The sequence below is a fragment of the Azospirillum rugosum genome (assembly GCF_017876155.1).
Classification (GTDB): domain Bacteria; phylum Pseudomonadota; class Alphaproteobacteria; order Azospirillales; family Azospirillaceae; genus Azospirillum; species Azospirillum rugosum.
In genome coordinates, this window is sequence record NZ_JAGINP010000015.1 from 107260 (window position 1) to 131331 (window position 24072).

The window sequence follows — 24072 nt, forward strand, 5'->3', positions numbered from 1 at the left end:
CGGCAAGTGAGGCCATTTGAATCTGAAGCGGATGGAAATCCGCTTCAGGTGTTTTTGGGAGTCGGCTTCTTGGCCGGCTGGGGGACGACGCTGTTCCGGACCGGGGCGGCGGCCTTGGCGGGCTGCGTGGGGGGCTTCGCGGCGACGGCGAGGGGCTGGGTTTCCACCGCGGGCGGCTGGATCGCGGGGGTTTGGGCGAGCCGCGCCTGCGTGCCGGCCTTGGACGGGAAGGCGAGCGGCAGGAACATGGCGGTGAAGGTGAGCACGGCGACGAGCGTCTTCGCCGCCTCCCACACGAAGACCGGGCCGCCGGAGCGGGCGCGGGCGGGCTCCGCCGGGGCGGCCAGGGTTGGGCCAGACAGAGACGGGCCAGCCAGGGACGGGGCTTCGGTCAGGGACATGGCGGTCGCTCGCGTGTGAAGGGGCGCCGGAGTGGCGGAACCCATCAGGCAAGGCCTATGCCAGAAGGCCGGAAGCGGTCCATTCGTTCAAAAATCGGCTCAAAATCAATACACCTTTAACGATTCGCCGCTCCCCGAAATTCCCGCTCCGGGTTTCAATCCAAGCTTGAACTGGGCAAATTCGTCCCGGTGCCCGGCGGTTTCTGCCGCCTTGCCGGGGAAATTCTGCCGTACGGAGTGTGGGCTTTCCCGGCGGGCGCCGCGTCAGCGCCCGGCCATCTCCCCAGCCATCTCGTGGATCAGCGCAATCTGCCGGTCCAGGCAGCGGGCGAGGTCGAAGCGCTCCACCGCCGTCTCGCGCGCCGCGCGGCCGAGAGGAGCGAAGGCGCCGGGATCGGCCAGCACGGCGATCGCCTGGTCGGCGATGGCCCGGGGCGAGAAGAAGTCGACCAGCAGCCCGTTCTCCCCGTGCTGCAGGACCTCGCGGACCGGCGGGGTGTCGGATCCGATCATCACGCAGCCGAGCGCCATCGCCTCCGTCATCGACCAGGACAGGACGAAGGGATAGGTGAGGTAGACGTGCGCCCGCGACACCTTCAGCGCGGCCAGATAGCGGTCGTAGGGCAGATGCCCCAGGAAATGGACGCGCGCCGGGTCGACCGGCACCTCGGCCAGCATGGCCTCGCGCCAGGTCTTGCCCTGGGTTTCCCCTGGGGGCGGCGGCGCGCCGTAGCTGACCTCGTCGCCGCCGACGATCAGCACATGGCACCTGGGCCGGGCCTCCAGGATCGCGGGCAGCGCCCGCATGAAGCTGGGGAAGCCGCGGTAGGGCTCCAGGTTGCGCACGGCGTAGGTCAGCACCTCGTCGTCGCGCGTCAGGACCGTGCCGTCCGGCAGCTCGAACCGGGCGGCGGGGTCGGCCCGCAGGGCCCCGGTGTCGATGCCGTCGTGGATGACGGCGATCTTGGACCGGAACGCCTCCGGATGGCTGTCGCGCTGCCAGACGGTCGGCGAGATGCCGCGGTCGCAGGCCTCCAGCGCCAGCAGCAGCGGCGTGCTGCGCATGCGCAGCCGCAGCACCGTGTCGATGTTGACCGGGGCGGCCGGGTCGAAGCCCACGTCCAGCCCCTGCGCGCGGTAGAAGAACTCGCAGTAGTTCAGGTAGGGAACGGCGGGGAAGGCGTCCTTGACGAACAGCGTCTCGCCCCAGCCCGGATGCCCGACGATGATGTCCGGCACGAAGCCCTCCCCGCGCAGCCCCATCAGCAGACGGGCCACGCCCTGCCCGTGCAGGACGGCGCTCTCGGTCGAGACCAGGTAGGGGTGGGCGTCCTTCCGCACCGCCCGGCTGGGCTGGTAGGTCAGGCGGCGGACGTTCGTGATCTCCCGGTCCGTCCGCTTGGTGATGAAGACGACCCGGTTCGCCGGGTCCGCGGCGAGCCGTGCGGCCAGATGCTTGTACTGGCCGGGCATGTTCTGGTGGATGAAGACGATGTTCATGCGTGTTCCGGGTGGATGTGCCGGCCTCAGGAACGCCCGAGGCCGCATTTGCCCCACAGCTTCGGCCCGACCTTCGGCAGGGCGGTCGCCAGCACCAGCAAGGTGGCGCCGACCACGGTCGGCACGATCCAGTCGGGCTTGCCGGCGATCGCGTGGTCGCCGGCGGCGCCGAACTGGACGAAGGCGATGGTCATCGGCAGCTGGCCCACCAGCGAGCCGAAGGCGTAGGCGCCGAGCCGGACGCGCGTCAGGCCGAGCGCGTAGTTGACCCCCGAGTGCGGCAGCACCGGGATCAGCCGCAGCGTGGCGACCGCCTTCCACCCGCCCTGCTCGATCCGCCGCAGGGTGTCGCCCCAGCGCGCCATCATGTCGGCGGGAACGAAGCCGTCGCTGATGTAGCGGGCGATCAGGAAGCCGGTCGAGGCGCCGATCACGCTGCCGGCCGCGGCCAGGACGCCGCCCCACCAAGTCCCGAACACGAGCCCGGCCACCATGGCCATGACGGAGCGCGGGAAGAACAGCAGGCTGGCCAGGATGTGGACCAGCAGGAACAGGACGGGCGCGGCGGGATGGTGGCGGAGCATGTCCTGCAGCGCCTCGATCCCGAAGGTGCCGTGCCACGTCCACCAGGCGGCCCCGCCGCCGAGCAGCAGCACCACGAGCAGAATGCGCCCCAGGGTGCGGAGGGAGGACAGGGAAGGCAGGCGGCGCTCGCCCATGGGTTCGGTCCCGGATGGCATCATATGGAATCAAATCTCCATAACATGGGAGCCTTCGCGCCGCGAGTGACGATGTCGCGAGGGCTCCAGGCCCCTGGAGCAAGGCAGGTCTTCGGCCGCCGATCCGAGCTGGCCCACAGAACCTGGCCCGCGGAATCCGGGCAAAGAGAATCCGGGCAAAGAAAAAGGCCGCAGCCAGTGCGGCGCGGCCTTCAAGTCTAGGGAGGAAACGCCCAAAGGGCATCCGAAGGACAATTTATGCTGCGTTGCAGCAAAGGTCAAGCCCCCCTCCGCGCCATTTTGGTTGGGTCCAGCGGGACGGCCCTAACCGCAGCCCCCGACGGCAAGCGCGGTGGCAAGCGCGCGGTGGCCGGAAAAAAGAAAAGGCTGCAGCCAGGACGGCGCAGCCTAGTTTTGGGAGGGAGGAAACCAAGAAAACTTGGTGAGGTCCGTTATGGGCTCATTTGCTTAACATCATGTAAACAAGCCCAACGCCCAAAAGACATACCCAATTTTTGAAGTGCTTCGACGGGACAAGAGGCCTGGAATACTCAAGCTCAAGGTTGGGTTCGGGAAACGGCGGCAAACGAAGTCTGGAGGTGCAGCGCACCCAGGAGGGAGGCGCGCCCCACCCTCTTTCACCGCCGTGCCGCCCGCCCCGACCTGACCGCCCGACGACCACGCCCTCCGCGTCCTGAAGACGGCGGCGCCCATGAATCGAAATGCCCGTGACTGGTATTACCAATCACGGGCAAAAAAATGCCGCGTCCAGACCCGAGGTCGACGCGGCAGCCTAATGCTCTTGGAGCATTATGATGTTGTTGGTTTCCTCCCCAGACCTCAAGGCCTTTGTTTTGTGAGAGGAAAGTTCCACAGACGGCCAACCGAAGTCAATTGTATTGAGCGGGTTATAACTTTAAGCCTATCGACCTCTTCCGATGCGCCAAGGTTGGCGCATTCCCGCTCTTCGGGCACACCGTTCCGGCCGAACGCAAAAAACTTGAGCGTGGGGGCAAACAGGGGCTTGCATTGCACCGCCCGCCTGGGGTATCTCCCTGCCTCCTTCGTTGGAGCGGCGCGGGCGTAGCTCAGGGGTAGAGCACAACCTTGCCAAGGTTGGGGTCGAGGGTTCGAATCCCTTCGCCCGCTCCAGTCTCACGAAGCGCAAACTCCCCCATCACATTCGGTCGTCAGCCCATTCCCTTGTGCGGTGGGCGTCCTTGCGGCTTTTATTGGCTCTGCGCCAAGGCCGAAGACAAGCGACGTTGGGAGGGGACAGCATGGAGCGGGTGGACTGCGTGGTGGTCGGGGCCGGGGTGGTCGGGCTGGCGATCGCCCGGCGGCTGGCCCGCGCCGGCCGCGAGGTGGTGATCCTGGAAGCGGCGGACGCCATCGGCACCGGCACCAGTTCGCGCAATTCCGAAGTCATCCACGCCGGCATCTACTACCCCACGGGCAGCCTGCGCGCGCGGCTGTGCGTCGCCGGGCGGGACGCGCTGTACGCCTATTGCCGGGAGCATGGGGTCGCGCACAGCCGCATCGGCAAGCTGATCGTCGCCACGGAGGAGGCGCAGCTGCCCCGGCTGGACGCCATCCGGGCCCAGGCGGCCGCCAACGGGGTCGACGACCTGCGCGCCATCCCCGCCGCCGAGGCCATGGCGATGGAGCCCGCGCTGCGCTGCGTCGGCGCGCTGCTGTCGCCGTCGACCGGAATCATCGACAGCCACGGGCTGATGCTGGCCCTGCAGGGCGACGCGGAGGAGGCCGGCGCCATGCTGGCCCTGCTGAGCCCGCTGGAGCGCACCCGCCGGACCAGCAACAGCTCCATGGGCGGCTTCGAGCTGGAGGTCGGCGGGGCGGAGCCGATGCGGATCGCCTGCGCCACCCTGGTCAACGCCGCCGGCTTGGGTGCCTGGGCCGTGGCGCGCGGGCTGGAGGGCTTCCCAGCCGACCTGATCCCGCCGCGGGTGCTGGCCAAGGGCAACTACTACGCGCTGGGCCAGGGCCGCTCGCCCTTCTCCCGGCTGGTCTACCCGGTCCCGGTGGAGGGGGGCCTGGGCGTCCACCTGACGCTCGACCTCGCCGGGCAGGCCCGCTTCGGGCCGGACGTCGAATGGCTGGCGCCGGAATCCTACGACCGAATTGACTACGCGGTCGATCCCCGGCGGGCCGACGCCTTCTACGGCGAGGTGCGGCGCTATTGGCCGGCCCTGCCCGACGGCGCGCTGGTCCCCGCCTACGCCGGCGTCCGGCCCAAGCTGAGCGGGCCGGGCCAGCCGCAGGCCGACTTCCTGATCCAGGGGCCGGAGGCGCACGGCCTGCCCGGCCTTGTCAACCTGTTCGGGATGGAATCGCCGGGCCTGACCTCCTGCCTCGCCATCGCCGACGCGGTGGCAGCGCATCTGTCCTGACCCCGCATACCGTTTCCAAAATCTTAACCGACTGATAGGGGTATCGGGCTAAGGTCCATCGGATTGGCCTTGAAAAACGACAGGTGCGACCGCCGTGACCATGCCGCGCGACCGTATGAGTGAAACGCCGACCGGGGTCCCGCAAGCCGGCTTCGACCTGCTGGACGGCCGTTCCATCCTGGTCACCGGCGGCACCGGCTCCTTCGGGCGCCGCTTCGTGGAGACGGTGCTGCGCCGCGCCAAGCCGCGCCGGGTCATCGTCTTCTCCCGCGACGAGTTCAAGCAGTACGAGATGCAGCAGCAGCTCGGCCCCGATTGGGCCTCGACGCTGCGCTTCTTCATCGGCGACGTGCGCGACCGCGAACGGCTGGAGCTGGCCATGCGCGAGGTGGACGTGTGCGTCCACGCCGCCGCCCTGAAGCATGTGCCGGCCGCCGAATACAACCCCATGGAATGCATCCACACCAACGTCTATGGGGCGGAGAACGTGGTGCGCGCCGCGCTGAACACGGGCGTGCAGCGCGTCGTCGCGCTGTCCACCGACAAGGCGGCCAACCCGGTCAACCTGTACGGCGCCAGCAAGCTGGCGTCGGACAAGATCTTCATCGCCGCCAACAACCTGTCGGGCTCGCTCGGCACGCGCTTCTCGGTGGTGCGCTACGGCAACGTGGTGGGCTCGCGCGGGTCGGTGATCCCGCTGTACCGCAAGATGGTCGCGGAAGGGGCGGCCTTCCTGCCGGTCACCGACGAGCGGATGACCCGCTTCTGGATCACGCTGCAGCACGGCGTGGACTTCGTCGCGTCCTGCGTGGCGATGATGCAGGGCGGCGAGATCTTCGTGCCCAAGATCCCCAGCATGCGCGTCGTCGACGTGGCGCGCGCCCTGGCGCCCGGCCTGCCGCACAAGCTGATCGGCATCCGGCCGGGGGAGAAGCTGCACGAGGTGATGATCACCGAGGACGACTCCCGCCAGACCTTCGAGCTGCCCGACCGCTACGTGATCGAGCCGACCTTCGCCTTCTGGACGCATGAGCCCTACCAGCGCCTGGGCGCCCGGCCGGTGGCCGACGGGTTCCGCTACGCCAGCGACATCAACGACGACTGGCTGGACAGCGAGGGGCTGGTCCGCCTGATCGCCGAGGCCCCGTGAAGGCGCACCGATGAGCGCGCTTCCCTTCCTACCTTACGGCCGGCAGGACGTCGACCAAGCCGACATCGACGCGGTGACCGCGGTGCTGCGCGGCGACTGGCTGACCCAGGGCCCGACGGTCGAGGCCTTCGAGCAGGCCCTGGCCGAACGCACTCAGGCGGTCCACGCCGTCGCCTGCGCCAACGGCACCGCCGCCCTGCACCTGGCCTGCCTGGCGCTCGGCCTCGGTCCGGGCGACGCGGTGGTGGTGCCGAGCGTCACCTTCCTGGCCACCGCCAACGCCGCGCGCTACGTCGGGGCGGAGGTCGCCTTCGCCGACGTCGACCCCGCCACCGGCCTGATGGGGCCGGAGCAGGCGGAAGCTGCGATCGCGCGCGCCGAGGCCGCCGGCTGGCGGGTGCGCGCCCTGGCGCCGGTGCATTTCGCCGGGCAGACCGCCGACCGGGCGGCGCTGGGCGCGCTCGCCGCGGCCCGCGGCCTCGCCGTCATCGAGGACGCCTGCCACGCCATCGGCAGCGAGGACGTTGTGACGGATGGCCGAATTGTGCCGGTCGGATCCGGATCCGGCGCCTTCGGCGCGATGACCGCCTTCTCCTTCCACCCTGTGAAGACCATCGCGGCCGGCGAGGGCGGGGCGGTGACCACCGACGACCCGGATCTGGCCGCCCGCCTGCGCCGCTTCCGCAACCACGGGATGGAGCGCGACCCGGCCCAATTCGAAGACCAGGAGGCCGCCTTCGACGAGACCGGGACCGCCAACCCCTGGTACTACGAGATGGCCGAGCCGGGCTTCAATTACCGGCTGACCGACATCCACTCGGCCCTGGCGCTCAGCCAACTGGCGCGGCTGGACGCCTTCGTGGCGCGCCGCCGGCACCTGATGGACCTGTACGCGGCGCGGCTGGCCCCGCTCTCGCCCCTGGTCCGGCCCGCCGCCCGCGTGCCCTGGTGCCGGCCGGCCTGGCACCTGTGCGCGGTCCGCATCGACTTCGCCGCCGCCGGCCGCCCGCGGGCGCGGGTCATGGCGGATCTCAGGGCGCGCGGCATCGGCACGCAGGTCCATTACATCCCGGTGCACCGCCAGCCCTACTGGCGGCGGCGCTACGGCGCGCTGCCCCTGCCCGGCGCCGAGGAGCATTACGCGCAGACCCTGTCGCTGCCGCTGTTCCCGGCGATGGCCGACGCCGACGTGGAGCGCGTGGTGGCCGCCCTGGCCGAGGCGCTGGGTTAGGCGCTGGGCCTGCCCCGCCCGCTGTAGGCGCGGATGACGCGCGCGCGTTACGGGATAGGTTTCCTCCCTGGCGAAAATGCGCTATTCCAGCGGCATCTGGAACGCTTCGGAGCAGAGTCATGGCCGAGGGTACTGTGGACTATTACGCAATGGTCGAAGAGGCCTGGCAGCTGAGCGACGCGGCCCGCGACTACGTCAAGAACGCCGGCCGCGACGTGGACAACGCCGAGCTTTGGGACAAGCTGTTCGCCTCGTCCCCGCTGATCGACCTGGAGCGCACCCGCGCCGAAGGCGGGCAGCCGCTCCAGAAGATCTTCTTCAAGAATCCCTACGGCCTGCAGTACCGCGCCGACCACAAGGACTGGATCCCCTTCCGCCACGGCGCCCTGGATCCGGCCTACCTCCAGGCGATCTGACGCACGCGGCCAGCCGGCGGGATGGGGCCGGCGTGATGGCGCCCCGGAGCAGGCCGGGGCGCCCTTTCAACCAAGAAACCGGTTCATAAGAAAGCCTTCCGATGAAGAAGCCCGTGCGCAAGGTGGTGTTTCCCGTTGCCGGTCTCGGCACGCGCTTCCTGCCGGCGACCAAGGCGATCCCGAAGGAGATGCTGCCGCTGGTCGACCGTCCGCTCCTGCAGCACGCCGTGGAAGAGGCGCGGGCCGCCGGCATCGAGGACTTCGTCTTCGTCACCGGCCGCAGCAAGCGCGCCATCGAGGATCACTTCGACGCCGACGCCGAACTGAACCGCACGCTGGAGGAGCGCGGCAAGGCCGACGCCCTGGAGGTGGTGCGCGACAGCGAGATCGCCCCCGGGCGCTGCTTCTACACCCGCCAGCAGGTGCCGCTCGGCCTCGGCCACGCGGTGTGGTGCGCGCGCGCGGTGATCGGCAACGACCCCTTCGCCATCGTGCTGCCCGACGACTTCGTGCAGGCCGACACGCCCTGCCTGAAGCAGATGGTCGAGGCCTACGACGAGGTCGGCGGCAACGTCGTCGCCGTCGTCGACGTGCCGCGCGAGCGGACCAGCAGCTACGGCATCCTGGACGTGGAGAAGGACGACGGCCGCCTGGCGACGGTGCGTGGGCTGGTGGAGAAGCCCAAGCCGGAGGAGGCGCCCTCGACGCTGTCGATCATCGGCCGCTACATCCTGCAGCCGGAGGTGTTCGACCACCTGGAAAAGCAGCAGCGCGGCGCCGGCAACGAGATCCAGCTGACCGACGCGATGGCCAAGCTGATCGGCAACCAGCCCTTCCACGGTCTGCGCTTCGAGGGCACCCGCTTCGACTGCGGCGACAAGGTCGGCTTCATCGAGGCCACGCTGGCCCACGCGCTGAAGCGGCCGGACATGGCCGACAAGGTCCGCGAGATGCTTCGGAAGTATTCCTGACGCACCTCGACCGGGGTACGACCCGCACGCCCGCCGTTCCCGTTGACCCCGGGGCGGCGGGCGTTGAAGTTTCAGGGGCGTTCCAAACCAAAGGACAAGACATCCATGAGCGATGCGCACATCTTCCACCCGACCGTCCTGCGGGAATATGACATCCGCGGCATCGTCGGCGAGACGCTCACCCCCGCCGATGCCCGCGCCGTCGGCCGTGCCTTCGGCACCATGGTCGCCCGAGGCGGCGGGAAGACCGTGTGCGTGGGCTATGACGGCCGCCTGTCCTCGCCGGATCTGGAGGCGGCCCTGGTCGACGGGCTGGTCGCCTGCGGGCTGCATGTCCTGCGCATCGGGCTGGGGCCCACGCCGATGCTGTACTTCGCCACCCGCGACCGCGAGGCGGCGGCCGGCGTCATGATCACCGGCTCGCACAACCCGCCGGAATACAACGGCATCAAGATGATGCTGGGCAAGGGCCCGGTCTACGGCCAGCAGATCCTCGACCTCGGCACCATCGCGGCCAAGGCCGACTACGCGTCGGGTCCGGGCTCGTCCGAGCGGATCGACGTTCAGGACGCCTATGTGGAGCGCCTGCTGAAGGACTATGACGGGGTGCGCGACCTGAAGGTCGCCTGGGACGCCGGCAACGGCGCTACGGGCGAGATCCTGCGCCGCCTGACCGCGAAACTGCCGGGCACGCACATCCGCCTGTTCGACGAGATCGACGGCACCTTCCCCAACCACCATCCCGACCCGACGGTCGAGCGGAATCTGGTGGACCTGAAGAAGGCGGTGGCGGAGCACGGCTGCGACATCGGCATCGGCTTCGACGGCGACGGCGACCGCATCGGCGCAATCGACCACCAGGGCCGCGTGGTGTGGGGCGACCAGCTGGTGGCGATCTACGCCGGCGACGTGCTGAAGAGCCACCCCGGCGCCACCATCATCGCCGACGTGAAGGCCAGCCAGACGCTGTTCGACGAGATCGCGCGGCAGGGCGGCAAGCCGCTGATGTGGAAGACCGGCCACTCGCTGCTGAAAGCCAAGATGGCCGAGGTGGGCTCCCCGCTCGCCGGCGAGATGTCCGGGCACATCTTCTTTGCCGACAAGTGGTACGGCTTCGACGACGCGCTGTACTGCGCGGTGCGCCTGATCGGGCTGGTCAGCAAGCTGGGCGTGACGCTGGCGAGCCTGCGCGACCGCCTGCCGCCGGTGGTCAACACGCCGGAAACCCGCTTCCAGGTGAGCGAGGAGCGCAAGTTCCAGGTCGTGCAGGAGGTGAAGGAGCGCCTGAGCGCCGCGGGCGCCACCGTCAACGCCATCGACGGCGTGCGCGTGAACACGCCGGACGGCTGGTGGCTGTTGCGCGCCTCCAACACCCAGGACGTGCTGGTCGCCCGCGCGGAGTCCGGCACGCCCGAGGGGCTGGAGCGGCTGAAGGCCATGGTCGTCGAGCAGTTGGAAAAGTCCGGCCTGCCCGCCCCCTCCTTCGAGGACGGTGGCAGCGTGCACTGATACCGGCAGCACAAACGAAAAAGCCCTCTCCCACGGCCGGTGGGAGAGGGCTTTTTGTTGGCCTCGGGCTGGTGAGAATTCTCACCGTTCCTCACTGCCCATCCAAACGGTGAGAATTCTCACCGTCCACCGTCCACCGTCCACCGTCAGGCCGGCTCCTCGTCGAGGATCGCGTCGATGGCAGAGCGCAGGTCGCGCAGCACCTCGCGGTCCACATCCTCCAGGCGCTTGGGCTTTTCCTGGAAGGCGTGCAGAGCCTCCCGCGTGCGCAGGATGTTGCGCGACACCCGCAGGCTGAAGGCGCTCAGCACCGCCTCGGGCTCGTCCCTCGGGGCCGTGGCGCGGGCCGAACCGGACGCCGGGGCAGGGGCTCCGGCCGCGGGCCGGTCGGAGGACAGCGCCTCCCACAGGCGCATCTGCTCCTCGGGCTCATCAAGGGCGGCGATCTGGTAGAGCTTGTAGCGCGCGACCTTCTTGGGCGTGCCCTCATAACACTCCCGCACCGCGGCCGAGACCTTGGTCAGCGCGATCGTCTTGGTGATCTCCGCCCGGTCGCGCCCCATGATCTGGGCGAGGTCGGCGTGGGAGTAGTTGTGCTTCTCGACCAGCGCCACGAAGGCGTCGGCCTCTTCAAACGGCGTCAGGTCGGCGCGCAGCACGTTCTCGACAACGGCGACCTCGGCCGTGTCCACCCCGTCGGGCACCAGGATGCAGGGCACCGTCTGCTGGCCGAGCGCGCGGACCGCGCGCAGGCGCCGCTCCCCGAACACCAGCTGGAAGCGGCTCGGCCCCAGCTCCCGCACGCCGATCGGCTGTTGCAGGCCGTATTTGCGGATGGACTCCGTCAGCGCCTCCAGCTCCGCCGGGTCGAAGCGGCGGCGCGGCTGGTCGGGGTTGGCCTCGATCCAGTCCACGTCCGGATAGACCATGCGCACGCCCTGCTCCGGCTCCGCGAAGACGGCGAGCGCGCCGCGGCTCATGGCGTTCAGCCGGGCGAGGTTCCCGGTCCCGAGCTTACGCGACATGGGCCACCTCCACGCGCTTGCGGCGTTCCGCGGCGATGGCGTCGGCGAGCGCGCGGTAGGACGCCGCCCCCGGCGCGTCCGGCACCGCCTCCAGCGCTGCCCGGCCGGCAAGCGCCGCGTCGCCGTAGATCGTCGCCCGCGGCACCGGCGGGAAGATGCGCAGCGTGCTGCCGAGCGCCGAATGCAGCTGCTCCAGCGTCACCTGGTGCTGGTTCAGGCGGGCGTTGTGCATGGTCGGCAGGATGCCCAGCACGGCGAGGCTGGGGTGGCAGCGCCGCTTCAGCTTGTTGATCGTCTTCAGCAAGTGGTTCACGCCGATGGAGGACAGGTATTCGGTCTGGCAGGGGATGACGATGACGTCCGACGCCACCAGCCCGTTGGCGGTGCACTGGCCGAGGTTCGGCGGGCAGTCGACGAAGATGAAGTCGTAGGCCTGCCGCGCCTCCTGCAACCGCTCGCGCAGCGCCATCGGGCCGCTGGGGTCGGCGGTCAGCTCCACCTCGACGGAGGCCAGCTCGATGCTGGACGGGGCGATCTCCAGGCCGATGTCGCCGACCGGGACGGTGATGTCCTCGATGGCGACCTCCTCGCGCAGCACGTGGGCGAGCGACTTGCGGCGCCCCTCCTCATACTCGATCAGGTCGATGCCGAGATGGGCGGTGGCGTTCGCCTGCGGGTCGGCGTCGATGATCAGCACGCGGTAGCCTTCGCGGGCCAGGATGCTGGCGGTGTTGACCGTGCAGGTGGTCTTGCCCACGCCGCCCTTCTGGTTGGCGAGGCAGACGACAAGCGCCGGGCCGTGCCGGCCGTCCACGACCGCCGTCTCCTTCAGCAGGAAGCGCACGACCGCGTCGGGGATCTTCTCGCTGTTGCTTTCCCAACGGGAAATCTTGGACCGGTCGTAGCGCCGCTCCAGCCGCTCGTTCAGCCAGGCCGCGAAATCCGGCTGTGAGAGTTTGCGCTCCTCACGCAGGAGCCTCATGTCTTCGCCACGCACGATCAACCTCCACAGCGAATGCGCTTGCCGTGTTCAACCGATACGATGGACGCCCGACTCGGTCAAGGTTGACGGTCCTGCATGGTGCATCAACACCGATCATCAACAGCGGGGTGATGCAAAAAGGCCTCCGGCATCCTGCAAAAAGGCCTCCGGCCCGGGGCATGGCGTCCCCGGACCGGAGGTTTGGCAGGCTTGATGGAGGCTGTTCAGAGGCTCAGAGGTTGATGAAGGCGATGTAGTTGTTGCCGTCCGAGTTGCCGGTGGTGAAGGTCATGGCGCCCACGCTCTTGCCGGTGAAGGTCATGCTGGCGTCGATGCTGCCGTTGCCGTCGATGTCGACGTGGGCCGTGGCGCCCTTGTAGCCGTCGGCGCCGCCCATCTCTTCCCAGGTCAGCTTGGACGTGCCGGGGTTGTAGCCCCACAGGGTCGCCCATTCGCCCTTGTCCAGGTCGGTGACGGTGGACCAGGTGGTCAGCCCGCCGCGCGCATCGACGAAGAAGGTGTCGCTGCCCGCACCGCCGGTCAGGAAGTTGGAGCCCGCACCGCCGTCCAGCACGTCGTCGCCCGACTGGCCGTTGGCCGCGTCGTCGCCGCCGAGCATGTTGATGAAGTCGTTGTCGGCCGACCCGCTCAGGGCCTCGCCGCGGTCGTCGCCCATGAAGCTCCACTTCAGGGACGAGACCGGCCCGCTGTAGGCACTGGCCTTCACCGTCTCGGCGACGCCGCCCACCGTGCGCTGCATGTCGGTGGACGGGGTGGTGGTCGGCGGGGTGGTGGTGGGAGGCGTGGTGGTGGGCGGAGTGGTGTCCGGCGGCGTGGTCGTCGGCGGAGTCGTGGTCGGAGGCGTGGTGTCCGGCGGCGTGGTGGTCGGGGCGGTCACCAGCGTGACGGTGTCGCCGCTCACCTGGAACTGGCCCGCCGTGAAGCTGCCGGCGAAGCGCAGCGTGACGTCGCCGCCGGCCGTCGCGTCCGTGCCGATGTGCAGCAGGGTGACGCCGTTCACCGTCTCCGCCTGGGCCTGCCCGGCGGTCAGGGTCGACCCGTTGCCGGAGCCGACGGTGCCGCTCATCGTGGCGCCGACGATCTTGAAGGCGTCGCCGACGCGGGCGCCGGAAACACCCTCGGTGAAGCCGTTCGCCTGTGCCCCGGTCATGGTGACGGTGTGGAAGGGCGTGCCGACCAGATCCAGCCGCTCGACGCTGGTCAGCCTCATGCCGGAGATGTCGATCGCCGGCGTGGCGACGGTGTTGAGCTTGGGCTGCGGGTTGTTCGTGTCGTAGATTACCGATTCCGGATCCGTGACGGTGACCGAGCTGATGCGCAGCGTGTCGGTGCCCGTCCCGCCGTCGAAGGTGACGGTGCCCGCGTCGCTCTGGCCGGCGATGATGTAGGTGTCGTTGCCGGCCCCGCCGGAGATGCTGTCGGCCTCGTCGTAGGCGGTGCCGGACGCGCGGTCGGTGTGCTCACCGGAATAGAAGGTGTCGTCGCCGTCGCCGCCGATCATCGTGTCGGCGTCCCAGTCGCCGATCAGCGTGTCGTTGCCGGCACCGCCCTCCATGGAGTCCGCGCCGCCGCCACCGGCCATCAGGTCGTCGCCGGCATCGCCGAACAGCGTGTCCAGGTCCGCACGGCCGAAGACGTGGTCGTTGCCGGCCCCGCCGTAAATGGTGTCGTTGCCGTCACCGCTCTCCAGCGTATCGTTGCCGGTCCCGCCGTATTCCAGGTCGTCGCCGCCGTGGCCCCAGAACCAGACGGCGTCGTTGCCGGCGACCATCGTGTCGTTGAAGGCGCCGCCGATCCAATGCTCGACGTTGGTGAAGGTGTCGCCGGCCGCCTCGCCGGTGCTGGTGGCCGGGTTCAGCAGGTCGAGCCGGATCGCGGTCGTGGCGTCCTCGTAGGTGACGGAGTCGAAGTCGTCGCCGCCGTCCATCTGGTCGGCGCCGAGGCCGCCGTTCAGCGTGTCGTTGCCACCGCCGCCGATCAGCGTGTCGTTGCCGGCCCCGCCGACCAGCGAGTCCGCGTCGGCCGCGCTGGTCAGGGTGTCATTGCCGGGCGTGCCCGGCACGACCGCCAGGACGTGCGCCCAGGTCTCCGCCCCGACGAAGGGGGAGGCCGCCAGGACCGGCGCCGTCCGCACGTCGAGCTGCCAGGAACCGCCCTGCTCGGCAGGACCGACCGGCCGCGACGAGGCGGCGACGGTGGCGCCGGTGGCCGCCGCGAGGCGGTTCAGGAACGCCCGGCCGGTCTCGCCGTCGGCGACGCGGCAGGCGTGGATGTGGATCTCGGTGCCCTGCGCGTCCGGCCAGGACCGGTCGAGGAGCGAACCGGCGTCCAGCGGCGTGGCGCCCAACCGGATCCGTCCGGGTTCGCCATGGGCCACCAGATGCACGGCCGTCGGCCGGTCGGCCAGCACCGCGGCCAGGACGGCGTGGGCGTCCTCGGTGGCGGAGACCAGCAGGGTACGAAGCTCCGGACGCCCGTGGCCGAGCAGTTGGTCGAGATCCTCAAGCCCGGCATCCGCGATGATGACTTCGGTCAAGGGAAACACTCCTTGGGTTGTTTTATGCCTTGGGTCGTTTTGCATCTGAGATGTGCAAGTGATCGAGATGTCTTGCGGTCGTTGGCGGCACCCGGTCGCATCGTTCGCGGCCATGAGGAAGCCTGCGACCCCCGTTACATGATATTTCTAGGCACTCGCCCGCAATTGCCTAAGAAGAAATAACCCGGCATGCGGCAGATGACTTTCGCATCAGGTAAAGAGAGCTTATAAAAGGTGATTTCTTCAGGCTTATACTTTTGTCTTCATTTACGTCTTTGGGATAGTTGCCATGACCGACAAGGGCAGGCGGTATCCCTACTCCGAATTTTCGAAGGTGGTATGGTAGCGTATGGCTGAGATCCGGACGGGGTGCCGACCCGTTCGTGGTACACCGCGCTCCGTTCGAAAGCGCGTTCCGGAGGCACTGCGAAGGCCGCAGCCCCAAGGATGCCCCGCTTTCATCCCATCCGTCGTCACAACCGGTGGCAAAAGGGGGGCGGATGCACTTTTCGGTGTTTTCAACGCGAAAGCCGCGCTTAGGGTTCCCGACGGCTTGAACAAAGCCGCCGACGAGAGCCGCAAGTCATCATGCGTGATGACTCCGGAAACGAGCGATGTCACCGGCAAGTCTGGTGATACTCGTACCCAGGTAATCGGCTGAAATGTTTGGAGACATCTCATGGCTATCAACTTCGCAACTGAGACGCTGAAGACCATCATTTCGAAGGGCGCGATTTTCGCAGCCTCCGACGTGACGACGTCCGACAGCGCAGTCGCCAAGTTCAAGGCCCAGGATACGCAGACCCCGACGAAGACCCAGACCACCGACGGCCAAGACACCCATCCCCAGGGCACCGGCGGATCCCACGCCACGTCCGGCTCCACGACCGCCCCCGCCTTCCCCTCGCTGCCGAACGGCACCCTTTCCGACAGCGCCCTCACTGAGCTGAAGGCCGCCTACACCGAGGTGAAGACGGCGCTCGACGATGCCGGCACCGACCTGACGCCGCACGGTACGGTGGGGCACGGCACGGTGGGGCACGGCACGGTGGGGCACGGCGCAGGAACGGGCCAGGGCGGCAGCCCGCTGGTCAAGGCCCTGACCGAAGCCACCGGCGAGGCCGCCGGCGCCGTCCGCGAGGTGCTGCAGCAGGTTCACGCCGTGCTGCGCCAGGAGCACACGGCGCAATCCGGCAATCAGGCCGGCGATCACACCAACGGCGGCCAGACCAACAGCACGCAGACCAACAGCACGGGCACCTTCTGGCACGATCGCTTGGCCCAGCAGGACCACACCGCGACCGACACGACCGCCGCGACGAAGATCACGGCGGGGACCGGAACCGAAACCGGCACCACCACGCAGACGGCCGCGGGCACCGACGCGAAGGCGTCCGTGGGCTCGGCGACGGACACCACCGCCACCGATGCCAAGGCCGACACGGCCAAGGATGAGGCCGGCACGAACAACACCGGCAAAGACACGGATGCCGGCCACAAGATGGCGGACGGCCATCTGTGGCACGACCGACTGGCCCAGCAGGACGGCGCGACGACCAGCGACGGCACGGCCGCCGAATGGCATCGCCTCGTCACCCACGACGACCATCAGCCGGGTGCGGACCAGGGCGCGACGGCTCCGGCCCTGACCACGGAGCTGACCTCCGCGGTCGACCACTTCGTGCAGACCCTGGACGACCTCCACATTGGCCAGGCTCACGGCCACGCGGCGGACCAGGCGGCGCAAACGGCCGCGTAACGCCACCCGCGACGGACCGGGAAAGGGGCTGGCCTCCCATGGAGGCCGGCCTTTTTTCATGCCCGCACCGACCGGAACCGCCCCTTGGCCCCGGTCTTTGCCAAAAATGATACCAAAGCCGGCATTCGCTGCCGGAACCGGGCGTCTGTTGATGACGCTTCCGGCCTGTCCTTGCCGGGCGGATCCCGGCTTCGCGCGGCTTCCGCCCTGGAGCGGCTGTGAAGTTGCCCTCATCCCTTGACTGGCCATGTTTCGCCGTCGTTCGGCGGCCGCTTTTGAGGAATATCAAAGGCTTGGCCGGGGCGTTGGTCAGCAAATCCCTTTTCTGATGTCAGGCAAACGGTTGACTGGCGGACGCCCCGTCCACCGTGCAGGAATCCTGGTTTTCTGCGCCTTTCGGGGGTGCGGGATGGCGCTACACTCCTCTTCCATCTCAGTGTCGACGGCCGGGCATCGCGGGGCTCGGGCGCCCGGTGGCATCCGTCCGGCCCGCGCCGTTTTCGCGCGCCGATGTTTTCCGTTGGTTCGTAACCGCCCGGTTGTGCCTCTGCGCAAGGCTTGAAAATGACCGGGGGTGGCGGTACGGCTTTCGCGGTGGTCCGGCTTCATGAGCGAACTCAGGGCCGACCACGCCCCGTGGACAGGAAAAGGCAGGGCCCATGGCGCTCATCGGCTACGCGCGCGTCTCCACCGAGGACCAGTCGACCGAAGCGCAGATCCTCGACCTCAAGAAGTTCGGCTGCAGCGCGATCTTCCGCGAGAACGCCTCGGGCGCCGACCGCGAGCGCCCGCAGCTCAAGGCCGTGCTGACCCGGGTCAAAAAGGGCGACACGCTGGTGGTGGTGCGCATCGACCGCCTGGCCCGCTCGCTCGCCCACCTGCTCGAGGTCATCGACACGCTGGAGCGCAAGGGCGTCGCCTTCAAGTCGCTCGGCGACCCAATCGACACCGGCAGCCCGCAGGGCAAGTTCTCCCTGCAGATCCTCGGCGCGGTGGCGGAGTTCGAACGCTCGCTGATCCGCGAGCGGACACGGGCCGGCGTGCGGACGGCCAAGGCGATCGGCAAGCAGCCGGGCAACCCCGGCCTGGTCGCCAAAGACCCGCTCGCCCGCCGGCGGGTCGCCCGGGCGCGGGACGATCGCCTGAGCGAGCGGGTGGCCGCTGCCGCCAGTGAGTTCCTGCCCGTCGTGCGCCGCCTGCGGCCGGCCCAGCCCTGGGACCGCGTCGTCGACGTCCTCAACAGCGCGGTGAAGAAGCGCCCGGGCGACAACCCGGCGCCGTGGACGCGCGACGCGCTGATCCGCGCGGTGCGTCGTCTGGTCGCCGACGGCTTGGCCGATCCCGCCCTGCTGAAGGCGGCGCCGCGCCGCTCCCAAAAGGCGGTGGCGCAGGACAAGCGCCTGGTGGAGCTGGTGGCGACCATCCACAACGCCGCCGACGGCGACAAGCCGACGCTCGCCCGCATCGGCCGGCAGCTGGAGCGCCAGGGCGTGCTCACCAAGACCGGAGCCCGGACCTGGGCGCCGTCGAGCGTCAAGGCGCTGCTCGACCGCGCCCGCGAGCAAGGTCTGCTCGACCAGGAGGGCAGCCCCGCGGTGGAGTAGCGCCGTCACGCCGGTCACCGTGATCCGGCTCCTCGCGTGGTGAGACTTCGGCGCACGGCATCGGCTTCGGGGTCGAGCACGGGGAGCGGGTCACGTCCATCCAGTCGGTCAGAACCGATCAGGCCCGTTCCAGCGCAAGCGCCGCGGTCCGCATTCGGCGGAGCTTGAACCGGGGTGTCCATCCCACTAACGCCGGGGCATGCAGGTCATGACCTGAGAATCAGCGCCGGCTCAGGACCTCTTGTTACCGTCTGACTACCCCCGGAACTGCTCACCCGAGGTTAAATGGATCAAGAGCTTGCGACGGATGACCCCTTGCTGGCAGAGGGTCATGGGACTGCGCTGATTCACACCCAAGTCGGGCCATGCAGGCTGGCCGCACAGCGGTCGGCAGGTTCGGGCGCACACCGCAGGAGCACCACGTCGGCCAGCAACAGGGGCTTTCTTCCGCACAACGGCGGAGCATGGTTTCGTGTCCGCCGCATGCCCGTCGTTTTTGGGAATCGTGGTACCACCGACGTCGGCGACCAACATCCCGAATACTCTCCAAACGCCGTCTTGAACACCGGCGCGCGTTGGAGCAAATCGGTGCTCGGCACATCGGCTTAACCACAGCGGCCCAACGTCGCGCAGGCCGCTGACATGCAGGGCCAACGTCGAATGCTCAGAGCCGCGCACGACCCAACCATTCGCCAGCTTCTGGCCGGCATCAAGGGATTCCGCGCCCGCTACTACGAACGCCGGCCCGACAGTATGCGCCAATTGGTGGAGGAGGGGCAGAAGCCCCAGGTGCTGATGATCGGCTGTTCCGACAGCCGCGTTGATCCGGCTCTGCTGACGCAGGCGGAACCTGGCGAGTTGTTCGTGGTGCGCAACGTCGCCAACCTCGTGCCGCCCTACCAGCCCGACGGCGCCTACCATGGCACCTCGGCGGCCATTGAGTACGCTGTCCGCGTCCTGAACGTCGGGCACGTCATCGTGCTGGGCCACGCCTTCTGCGGCGGCATCCAGGGACTGATCCGCCTGCGCGCCGGCAATCCCGACGGCAACGACTTCGTAGCGCCCTGGGTGTCGATTGCCAGCGCGGCACTCGCCCCCTACGTTTCTCCTTCCGACGCAAATGCGGACTTGGAGCGGTTGCTGCAGCGGCCCGCGGTGGTGGAGCGCGCCGCGGTGCAAACGTCGGTCGATAACCTGATGACGTTCCCCTTCGTCCGCGACCGGGTGGAAGCCGGCACTTTGCAACTCCACGGCTGGTGGTTTGACCTCGAGACGGGCGATCTCTGGGCGATTGACCCGCAAACCGCGACCTTCCGGCCGGTCGAATAGGTGTATCCATCATCGGCGCCCCACGTTGCGGCGAGCTTCACCCGGGGGGATCGGGGGAGAGCCATAACCTCAGCTGATGGTGACCACGGACACGTCGCCGGTGCGAACCGGCACGCTGGCCACGACTTGGTTTCCATAGCGCCGGATCAGCAGATCGATGCTGGCGCCGTTCAGTTGCACTTGGCGCAGACAAACCTCGTCGAGAAAGCCGGGAAGGTACGGGCGGTCAAGCCGGACGCGGCCCTGCCAGGGGTCGAAACCAAGCCCCAGCGAGGCCTGGAGCAGCGCCAGAGGCGTTGCCGCCGCCCAAGCCTGCGGGGAGCAGGCCACCGGATAAGCGGTCGGGCCGTTGCCGCGTCGCCGGGGAAAACCGCAGAACAACTCCGGCAATCGCCGCAGATCCATGTACTCCGAGGCGGCGAACAGGCCCTCGAAGAGCCGCGTCACCGCGTCCTTGTGCCCGTAGCGCGACAGGCCCAACGCGATCAGCGCGTTGTCGTGCGGCCAGACCGAGCCGTTGTGGTAGGACATCGGGTTGTAGCGCGCCTCGGTGTTGGCGATGGTTCGCACGCCCCAGCCGGAGAAGGAGGGGGTATCCATCAGGTGTCGTGCGACACGCTCCGCCCGTTCGGGGGCGGCGATCCCGCAGAACAGAGCATGGCCGGCGTTCGACGACCGTACACGGCACGCCCGCTTTTCGCCATCGAGGGCCAGAGCGTAAGTGCCGAGGTCCTCGCACCAGAAGGCGTTCTCGAAACGCTCTCGCAATGTTTCGGCCTCGCGCTCCAGCGTTCCCTGTCGTTCCAGATCGCCAAGGTGGGCGGCGATGGCCGCCGCGGCCCGTTTCGCCGCGTAGACGTAGCCCTGCACCTCACAGAGCGCGATTGGACCGGTAGCAAGGCCGCCGTCGGCGTGGAAGATGGAGTCGTGACTGTCCTTCCAGCCTTGATTGGCCAGCCCTTCCTCCGTTTTGCGGCCGTACTCGACGAAGCCGTCGCCGTCGCGGTCGCCATAGTGGTCGATCCAAGCCAGCGCCGCGGCGATGTTCGGCCACAGCGCGCGGACCGTGGCGAGATCGCCCGTGCGCTCCAGATAAGCGCCGGCCAGCATCACAAAGAGCGGTGTCGAATCGACGCTGCCGTAGTAGCGGCGGAACGGCACCTCGCCCAGTTCGGCCATCTCGCCGGCGCGCACCTCGTGCAAGATCTTGCCGGGCTCGGCGTCGGCGGCGGGGTCCTCCGCCATGGCCTGATGCTCGGCCAGGTACCACAGCACCCCGCGCGCCACCTCCGGGTCCATCCAGAGCATCAGGTAGGCGGTGATGATGGCATCGCGCCCGAACGCGGTGCTGAACCACGGAATGCCGGCGTACGGGTATGGTCCGCCCGCCTTGTCGGTCATCAGCATGTAGAGGTCGGCGACGGAACGGCGCACCGCCTCGTTGAAGATCTCGTTCGAGGTGGCGACCGAGGCCGCGCGCGATGACGACCGCCGCAGCGCCCGGCGCGCGTCACGGATCGCCAGCATGAACGCTTTACGGACAGGTTGTTGTGGAGCCTCCTCCGTACAGGTGACCTCGACGTGCACCGAGCACCGGCGACGCCGCGGCAGGTCCAGGTCGAAGACCGCGGTGTCGGCCGTCAGGCTGGCCGGTGCCGGATCGAAGCGCAGCCGCGTGGCGCGGCGGGCGCCGTCCAGGCCGGTGTAGGCCAGCAGCACCGTGTCCGCCCCGATTTCGGCGACGTGAAGCGCCCCGCGTTGCGGACGCACGGCGCCGCGGACCTCGAACAGGTCGGCGAAGTCGGCGGCAAAGCGGAGTTCCAGGCGCAGGCGCTGCCGCTGGTCCGAGAAGTTGCGGATCGCCAGCCGCTCGTAACAGCAGCGGTCCCAGAGGAACTTGGAGCGCCGGATGTGGATCAGGTCGCGTTCCAGGACCATGCGCTCGCCCTGGAAGAGGTCGGGGTTTGTCAGGTCGCAGGTCAGGACCGCGTTGTCGTCGCGCAGCGTTGAGCTGAGCAGCATCGGCCGGACGCCGCCAAGCGTCAGGTCGAGATGCGATAGGTGACGGGTGTCCCGGTGGAACAGGCCTTCCGGACTGCCCGCGCCGGAGAGGATGTCACCGTTGTGGTCGAAGACGGCGAAGGTGTCGCCGTGCTTGAGCGTTCGCGGCCGGCGCTCCTGCAGCGATGCCGTGGCGGGGATGTAGAATTGGGGCAGGCCCACGCCGACCGGATCGGGCCGCGGCGTGGAGAGGGGAAGAGCGTTACCGTCCTGCATATGCTTTCACCCGGTGAATCGGACGGGCGCGGGTCCTGTCGCCCGCGCCCGCGTGGATCAGGCGGCTTCGCGCAAGGCGACGTTGCGGTTGCCGGTCGGGCGCGGCGGCAGCGGCAGCACGCGGTGGTCACCGAGGCTGCGGTAAATCTCGACATAGTCACGCGCCATGCGCTCGACTGTGAAGCGTTCCTCGAACTGACGGCGGACATCGGCGCGGTCGAGGTCGTCGAGGTGGTCGAGGGCGGCGACCGCCTCGTCCAGGTCATCGACGATAAAACCGCTCACCCCATGGTCGATGACCTCCGGCACCGAGCCGCCGCGGAAGGCGATCACCGGGGTGCCGCAGGCCATGGCCTCGATCATGACCAGACCGAACGGCTCCGGCCAGTCGATCGGGAACAGCAGAGCCCGCGCGTTGCCGAGAAAGCGTGCCTTCTGCGCCTCGTTGATCTCGCCGACGAACTCCACGTTGGGCGTGTTGCGGATCATCGGCTCGACCACTCTCACCCAGTAATCCTGGTCGGCCGTGTCGACCTTAGCCGCGATCTTCAGCGGCACGCCGGTGCGCCGGGCAATCTCGATGGCGCGATCGGGCCGCTTCTCCGGCGAGATGCGGCCGAGGAAGGCGAGATAGCCGCCCTCCGGCGTGGCGGTGAAGGGCAGCAGGTCGGTGGGAAGGCCGTGGTGCACCGTGCCCGCCCAGTTGACCGGCGGCATCGGGCGGCGCTGGGCGTCGGAGATGGACACCAGCGGCAGGTCGGGGAACTTCCGGTACAGCGGCGGCAGGTCGGGCAGGTCGAGGCGGCCGTGCAGCGTCGTCACGGTGCGCTCCGCCATGTCCCGGAACAGGGGGAAATGCAGGTAATCGATGTGGAAGTGAAGGACGTCGAACTCGTCGGCCCGCAGGCGGACCTCGTCCAGCATGATGGTGAGATGGGGCAGCGGGTCGTGGACGTGCTGGTTCAAGCGCAGTGCCGCGTCGGAGCAGGGAACCAGTTTGGCCGATGTGACGGAATCGCCGCTCGCGAAGAGCGTGACCTCGTGCCCCTGCCGGACCAGTTCCTCGGTCAGGTAGGACACGATGCGCTCGGTCCCCCCATAGAAGCGGGGCGGGACGCGTTCGATGAGCGGTGCGATCTGAGCGATCTTCATCAGCAACACTCCTCGTTCAAGCAAGCATCGGCAATGAAGAAAAACCCGGCACCCCCGGGGCGGGCGGCAGCTCCGGGCGAGGCATAGATAGGCGAGCCTCTTGCGGAGACAAGAGGCGGGCGTGCACAGTCCGGAGCTGTCTCCATTACAAAAATATCGGGAACATCTGGCGGCACAACGCAGTTTAACGCTCTATTGGGCCTATGCGCGGTGGTATCTGGGAGCGTGCCAGAAAGGCACCGCACCACTTGACGCCCAATCTCTCTTGACTACATCGACTCATGCCGGACGCTTCATGCCGAGGTCCGGCGACGCATCGGTGCGATCCGCGCCCGATCCCGTCGATGGGCGCGGTGTTCGCCAAGGTCTCGCTCTACGGAGGATGCCATGCGCAGGACACTGTTCCGCTGCTTTGGCGCCGCTTGCCAGCTGCCAGAGCCCGTTTTGACGACGCCTGCCTCGCTTCGGCCCACCGTCCGGAAGGAGGTGCGGCCATGACCCTTCCCATCCATCTTCATCTCGTCAATTTCGCGGTCGCCAACGCGGCGCGGCAGACCAGCCGCGAGGACACCGCCGCCGCGATCCTGTCCGCCCTGCGCGGCATCCGCTCGGCGGTGCGGGACAGGGACGACTTTGCCAGCCTGTGCGCGCTGGACGACGGCATCCGCGACCATGTGCTTGCCCAGCACCTCCGCCAACGCCGGTTCGGCGGAGCCGACCGTCCGGCTCAAGCCCTTCCGCAACCCTCCTTGACCCGCAACCGCCGGGTCGCCACGGCCATTCTGGACGAGGCCGTCTCCTTCATCATGGCGGCGAACGGGCCGGTACCGGCCGGCCTTCTGGCCGGGGAGGTGGTGCATGGCCTGCTCGGTCACCTGACCGCGTGCCTGGGCGGGCCGCCTTGTGCGGAAGACCTGCTCGCCGCCCTGCGCGGCCCGGAGGACGGACGGGTCGAGCCGGGCGAGGCGGAACGGCCGGACATCGCCCGCGTGCACTGAGCCGTCGTGCCGCACAGGGGCGCGAGGGACCGTATTTCCAGTGCGCCCCTGTGTGGTTTCGCACCAAGCGCAACCTTTTTG

General features: G+C 68.6%; 18 protein-coding genes and 1 tRNA gene. 11 read left to right on the forward strand and 8 right to left on the reverse strand.

Annotation, left to right across the window (positions count from 1 at the left end; translation table 11 throughout):
* Window positions 1–44: 44 nt before the first annotated feature.
* The 3 genes from J2851_RS20355 to J2851_RS20365 form a co-directional block, all read right to left on the reverse strand.
* Window positions 45–401: a hypothetical protein gene (locus tag J2851_RS20355; protein ID WP_209768484.1), complete on the reverse strand. Its 357-nt coding sequence runs from the start codon at window positions 399–401 to the stop codon at window positions 45–47.
* A 264-nt stretch (window positions 402–665) separates the two neighbouring features.
* Window positions 666–1901, reverse strand: coding sequence for a glycosyltransferase family 4 protein (locus J2851_RS20360; protein WP_209768485.1), 1236 nt, complete (start codon window positions 1899–1901; stop codon window positions 666–668).
* Between the two features lie 26 nt (window positions 1902–1927).
* Window positions 1928–2620: a TVP38/TMEM64 family protein gene (locus J2851_RS20365; protein WP_209768486.1), complete on the reverse strand. Its 693-nt coding sequence runs from the start codon at window positions 2618–2620 to the stop codon at window positions 1928–1930.
* Between the two features lie 1077 nt (window positions 2621–3697).
* Between J2851_RS20365 and J2851_RS20370 the strand changes: the two genes are divergently transcribed.
* The 7 genes from J2851_RS20370 (at window position 3698) to pgmG (ending at window position 10308) form a co-directional block, all read left to right on the forward strand.
* Window positions 3698–3772: transfer RNA gene (locus J2851_RS20370), tRNA-Gly, on the forward strand.
* 128 nt (window positions 3773–3900) lie between these two features.
* On the forward strand, window positions 3901–5031 hold the full coding sequence (locus tag J2851_RS20375) for an NAD(P)/FAD-dependent oxidoreductase (RefSeq protein WP_209768488.1): 1131 nt from the start codon (window positions 3901–3903) through the stop codon (window positions 5029–5031).
* Between the two features lie 100 nt (window positions 5032–5131).
* Window positions 5132–6181 (forward strand): UDP-N-acetylglucosamine 4,6-dehydratase (inverting), encoded by a 1050-nt coding sequence (gene pseB / locus J2851_RS20380; protein ID WP_209768583.1) that lies wholly within the window; start codon window positions 5132–5134, stop codon window positions 6179–6181.
* 10 nt (window positions 6182–6191) lie between these two features.
* Entirely contained in the window at window positions 6192–7412 is a 1221-nt protein-coding gene (pseC, locus tag J2851_RS20385) for a UDP-4-amino-4,6-dideoxy-N-acetyl-beta-L-altrosamine transaminase (RefSeq protein ID WP_209768490.1), read from the forward strand.
* Between the two features lie 119 nt (window positions 7413–7531).
* Entirely contained in the window at window positions 7532–7828 is a 297-nt protein-coding gene (locus tag J2851_RS20390) for a hypothetical protein (RefSeq protein ID WP_209768491.1), read from the forward strand.
* A 101-nt stretch (window positions 7829–7929) separates the two neighbouring features.
* On the forward strand, window positions 7930–8799 hold the full coding sequence (gene galU, locus J2851_RS20395) for a UTP--glucose-1-phosphate uridylyltransferase GalU (protein WP_209768492.1): 870 nt from the start codon (window positions 7930–7932) through the stop codon (window positions 8797–8799).
* A 105-nt stretch (window positions 8800–8904) separates the two neighbouring features.
* Window positions 8905–10308, forward strand: a complete 1404-nt coding sequence (gene pgmG, locus J2851_RS20400; RefSeq protein WP_209768493.1) for a phosphoglucomutase/phosphomannomutase PgmG — start codon at window positions 8905–8907, stop codon at window positions 10306–10308.
* A gap of 146 nt (window positions 10309–10454) precedes the next feature.
* Here the strand turns inward: pgmG and J2851_RS20405 are convergent, their stop codons facing one another.
* From J2851_RS20405 to J2851_RS20415, 3 genes are all read right to left on the reverse strand, one after another.
* A complete protein-coding gene (locus J2851_RS20405; protein ID WP_209768494.1) occupies window positions 10455–11333 on the reverse strand; it encodes a ParB/RepB/Spo0J family partition protein in 879 nt (292 codons plus the stop codon).
* On the reverse strand, window positions 11323–12315 hold the full coding sequence (locus J2851_RS20410; protein WP_209768495.1) for an AAA family ATPase: 993 nt from the start codon (window positions 12313–12315) through the stop codon (window positions 11323–11325). The genes J2851_RS20405 and J2851_RS20410 overlap by 11 nt, the downstream gene beginning before the upstream one ends.
* 232 nt (window positions 12316–12547) lie before the next feature.
* Window positions 12548–14872: a DUF4347 domain-containing protein gene (locus J2851_RS20415; RefSeq protein ID WP_246500802.1), complete on the reverse strand. Its 2325-nt coding sequence runs from the start codon at window positions 14870–14872 to the stop codon at window positions 12548–12550.
* A 679-nt stretch (window positions 14873–15551) separates the two neighbouring features.
* On the opposite strand from J2851_RS20415, the gene J2851_RS20420 reads away from it, so the two are divergent.
* The 3 genes from J2851_RS20420 (at window position 15552) to J2851_RS20430 (ending at window position 19564) form a co-directional block, all read left to right on the forward strand.
* Window positions 15552–16631, forward strand: coding sequence for a hypothetical protein (locus J2851_RS20420; protein WP_209768499.1), 1080 nt, complete (start codon window positions 15552–15554; stop codon window positions 16629–16631).
* A 659-nt stretch (window positions 16632–17290) separates the two neighbouring features.
* Window positions 17291–18235 (forward strand): recombinase family protein, encoded by a 945-nt coding sequence (locus J2851_RS20425; RefSeq protein ID WP_209768501.1) that lies wholly within the window; start codon window positions 17291–17293, stop codon window positions 18233–18235.
* A gap of 642 nt (window positions 18236–18877) precedes the next feature.
* Window positions 18878–19564, forward strand: a complete 687-nt coding sequence (locus J2851_RS20430; RefSeq protein ID WP_246500803.1) for a carbonic anhydrase — start codon at window positions 18878–18880, stop codon at window positions 19562–19564.
* A 69-nt stretch (window positions 19565–19633) separates the two neighbouring features.
* Here the strand turns inward: J2851_RS20430 and J2851_RS20435 are convergent, their stop codons facing one another.
* Window positions 19634–21841 (reverse strand): amylo-alpha-1,6-glucosidase, encoded by a 2208-nt coding sequence (locus J2851_RS20435; protein WP_209768503.1) that lies wholly within the window; start codon window positions 21839–21841, stop codon window positions 19634–19636.
* Window positions 21842–21898: 57 nt separating this feature from the next.
* Complete coding sequence (locus tag J2851_RS20440; protein ID WP_209768504.1) at window positions 21899–22993, reverse strand: glycosyltransferase family 4 protein; 1095 nt, start codon at window positions 22991–22993, stop codon at window positions 21899–21901.
* Between the two features lie 494 nt (window positions 22994–23487).
* Between J2851_RS20440 and J2851_RS20445 the strand changes: the two genes are divergently transcribed.
* A complete protein-coding gene (locus tag J2851_RS20445; protein WP_209768505.1) occupies window positions 23488–23991 on the forward strand; it encodes a hypothetical protein in 504 nt (167 codons plus the stop codon).
* The last annotated feature ends 81 nt before the right edge of the window (window positions 23992–24072 follow it).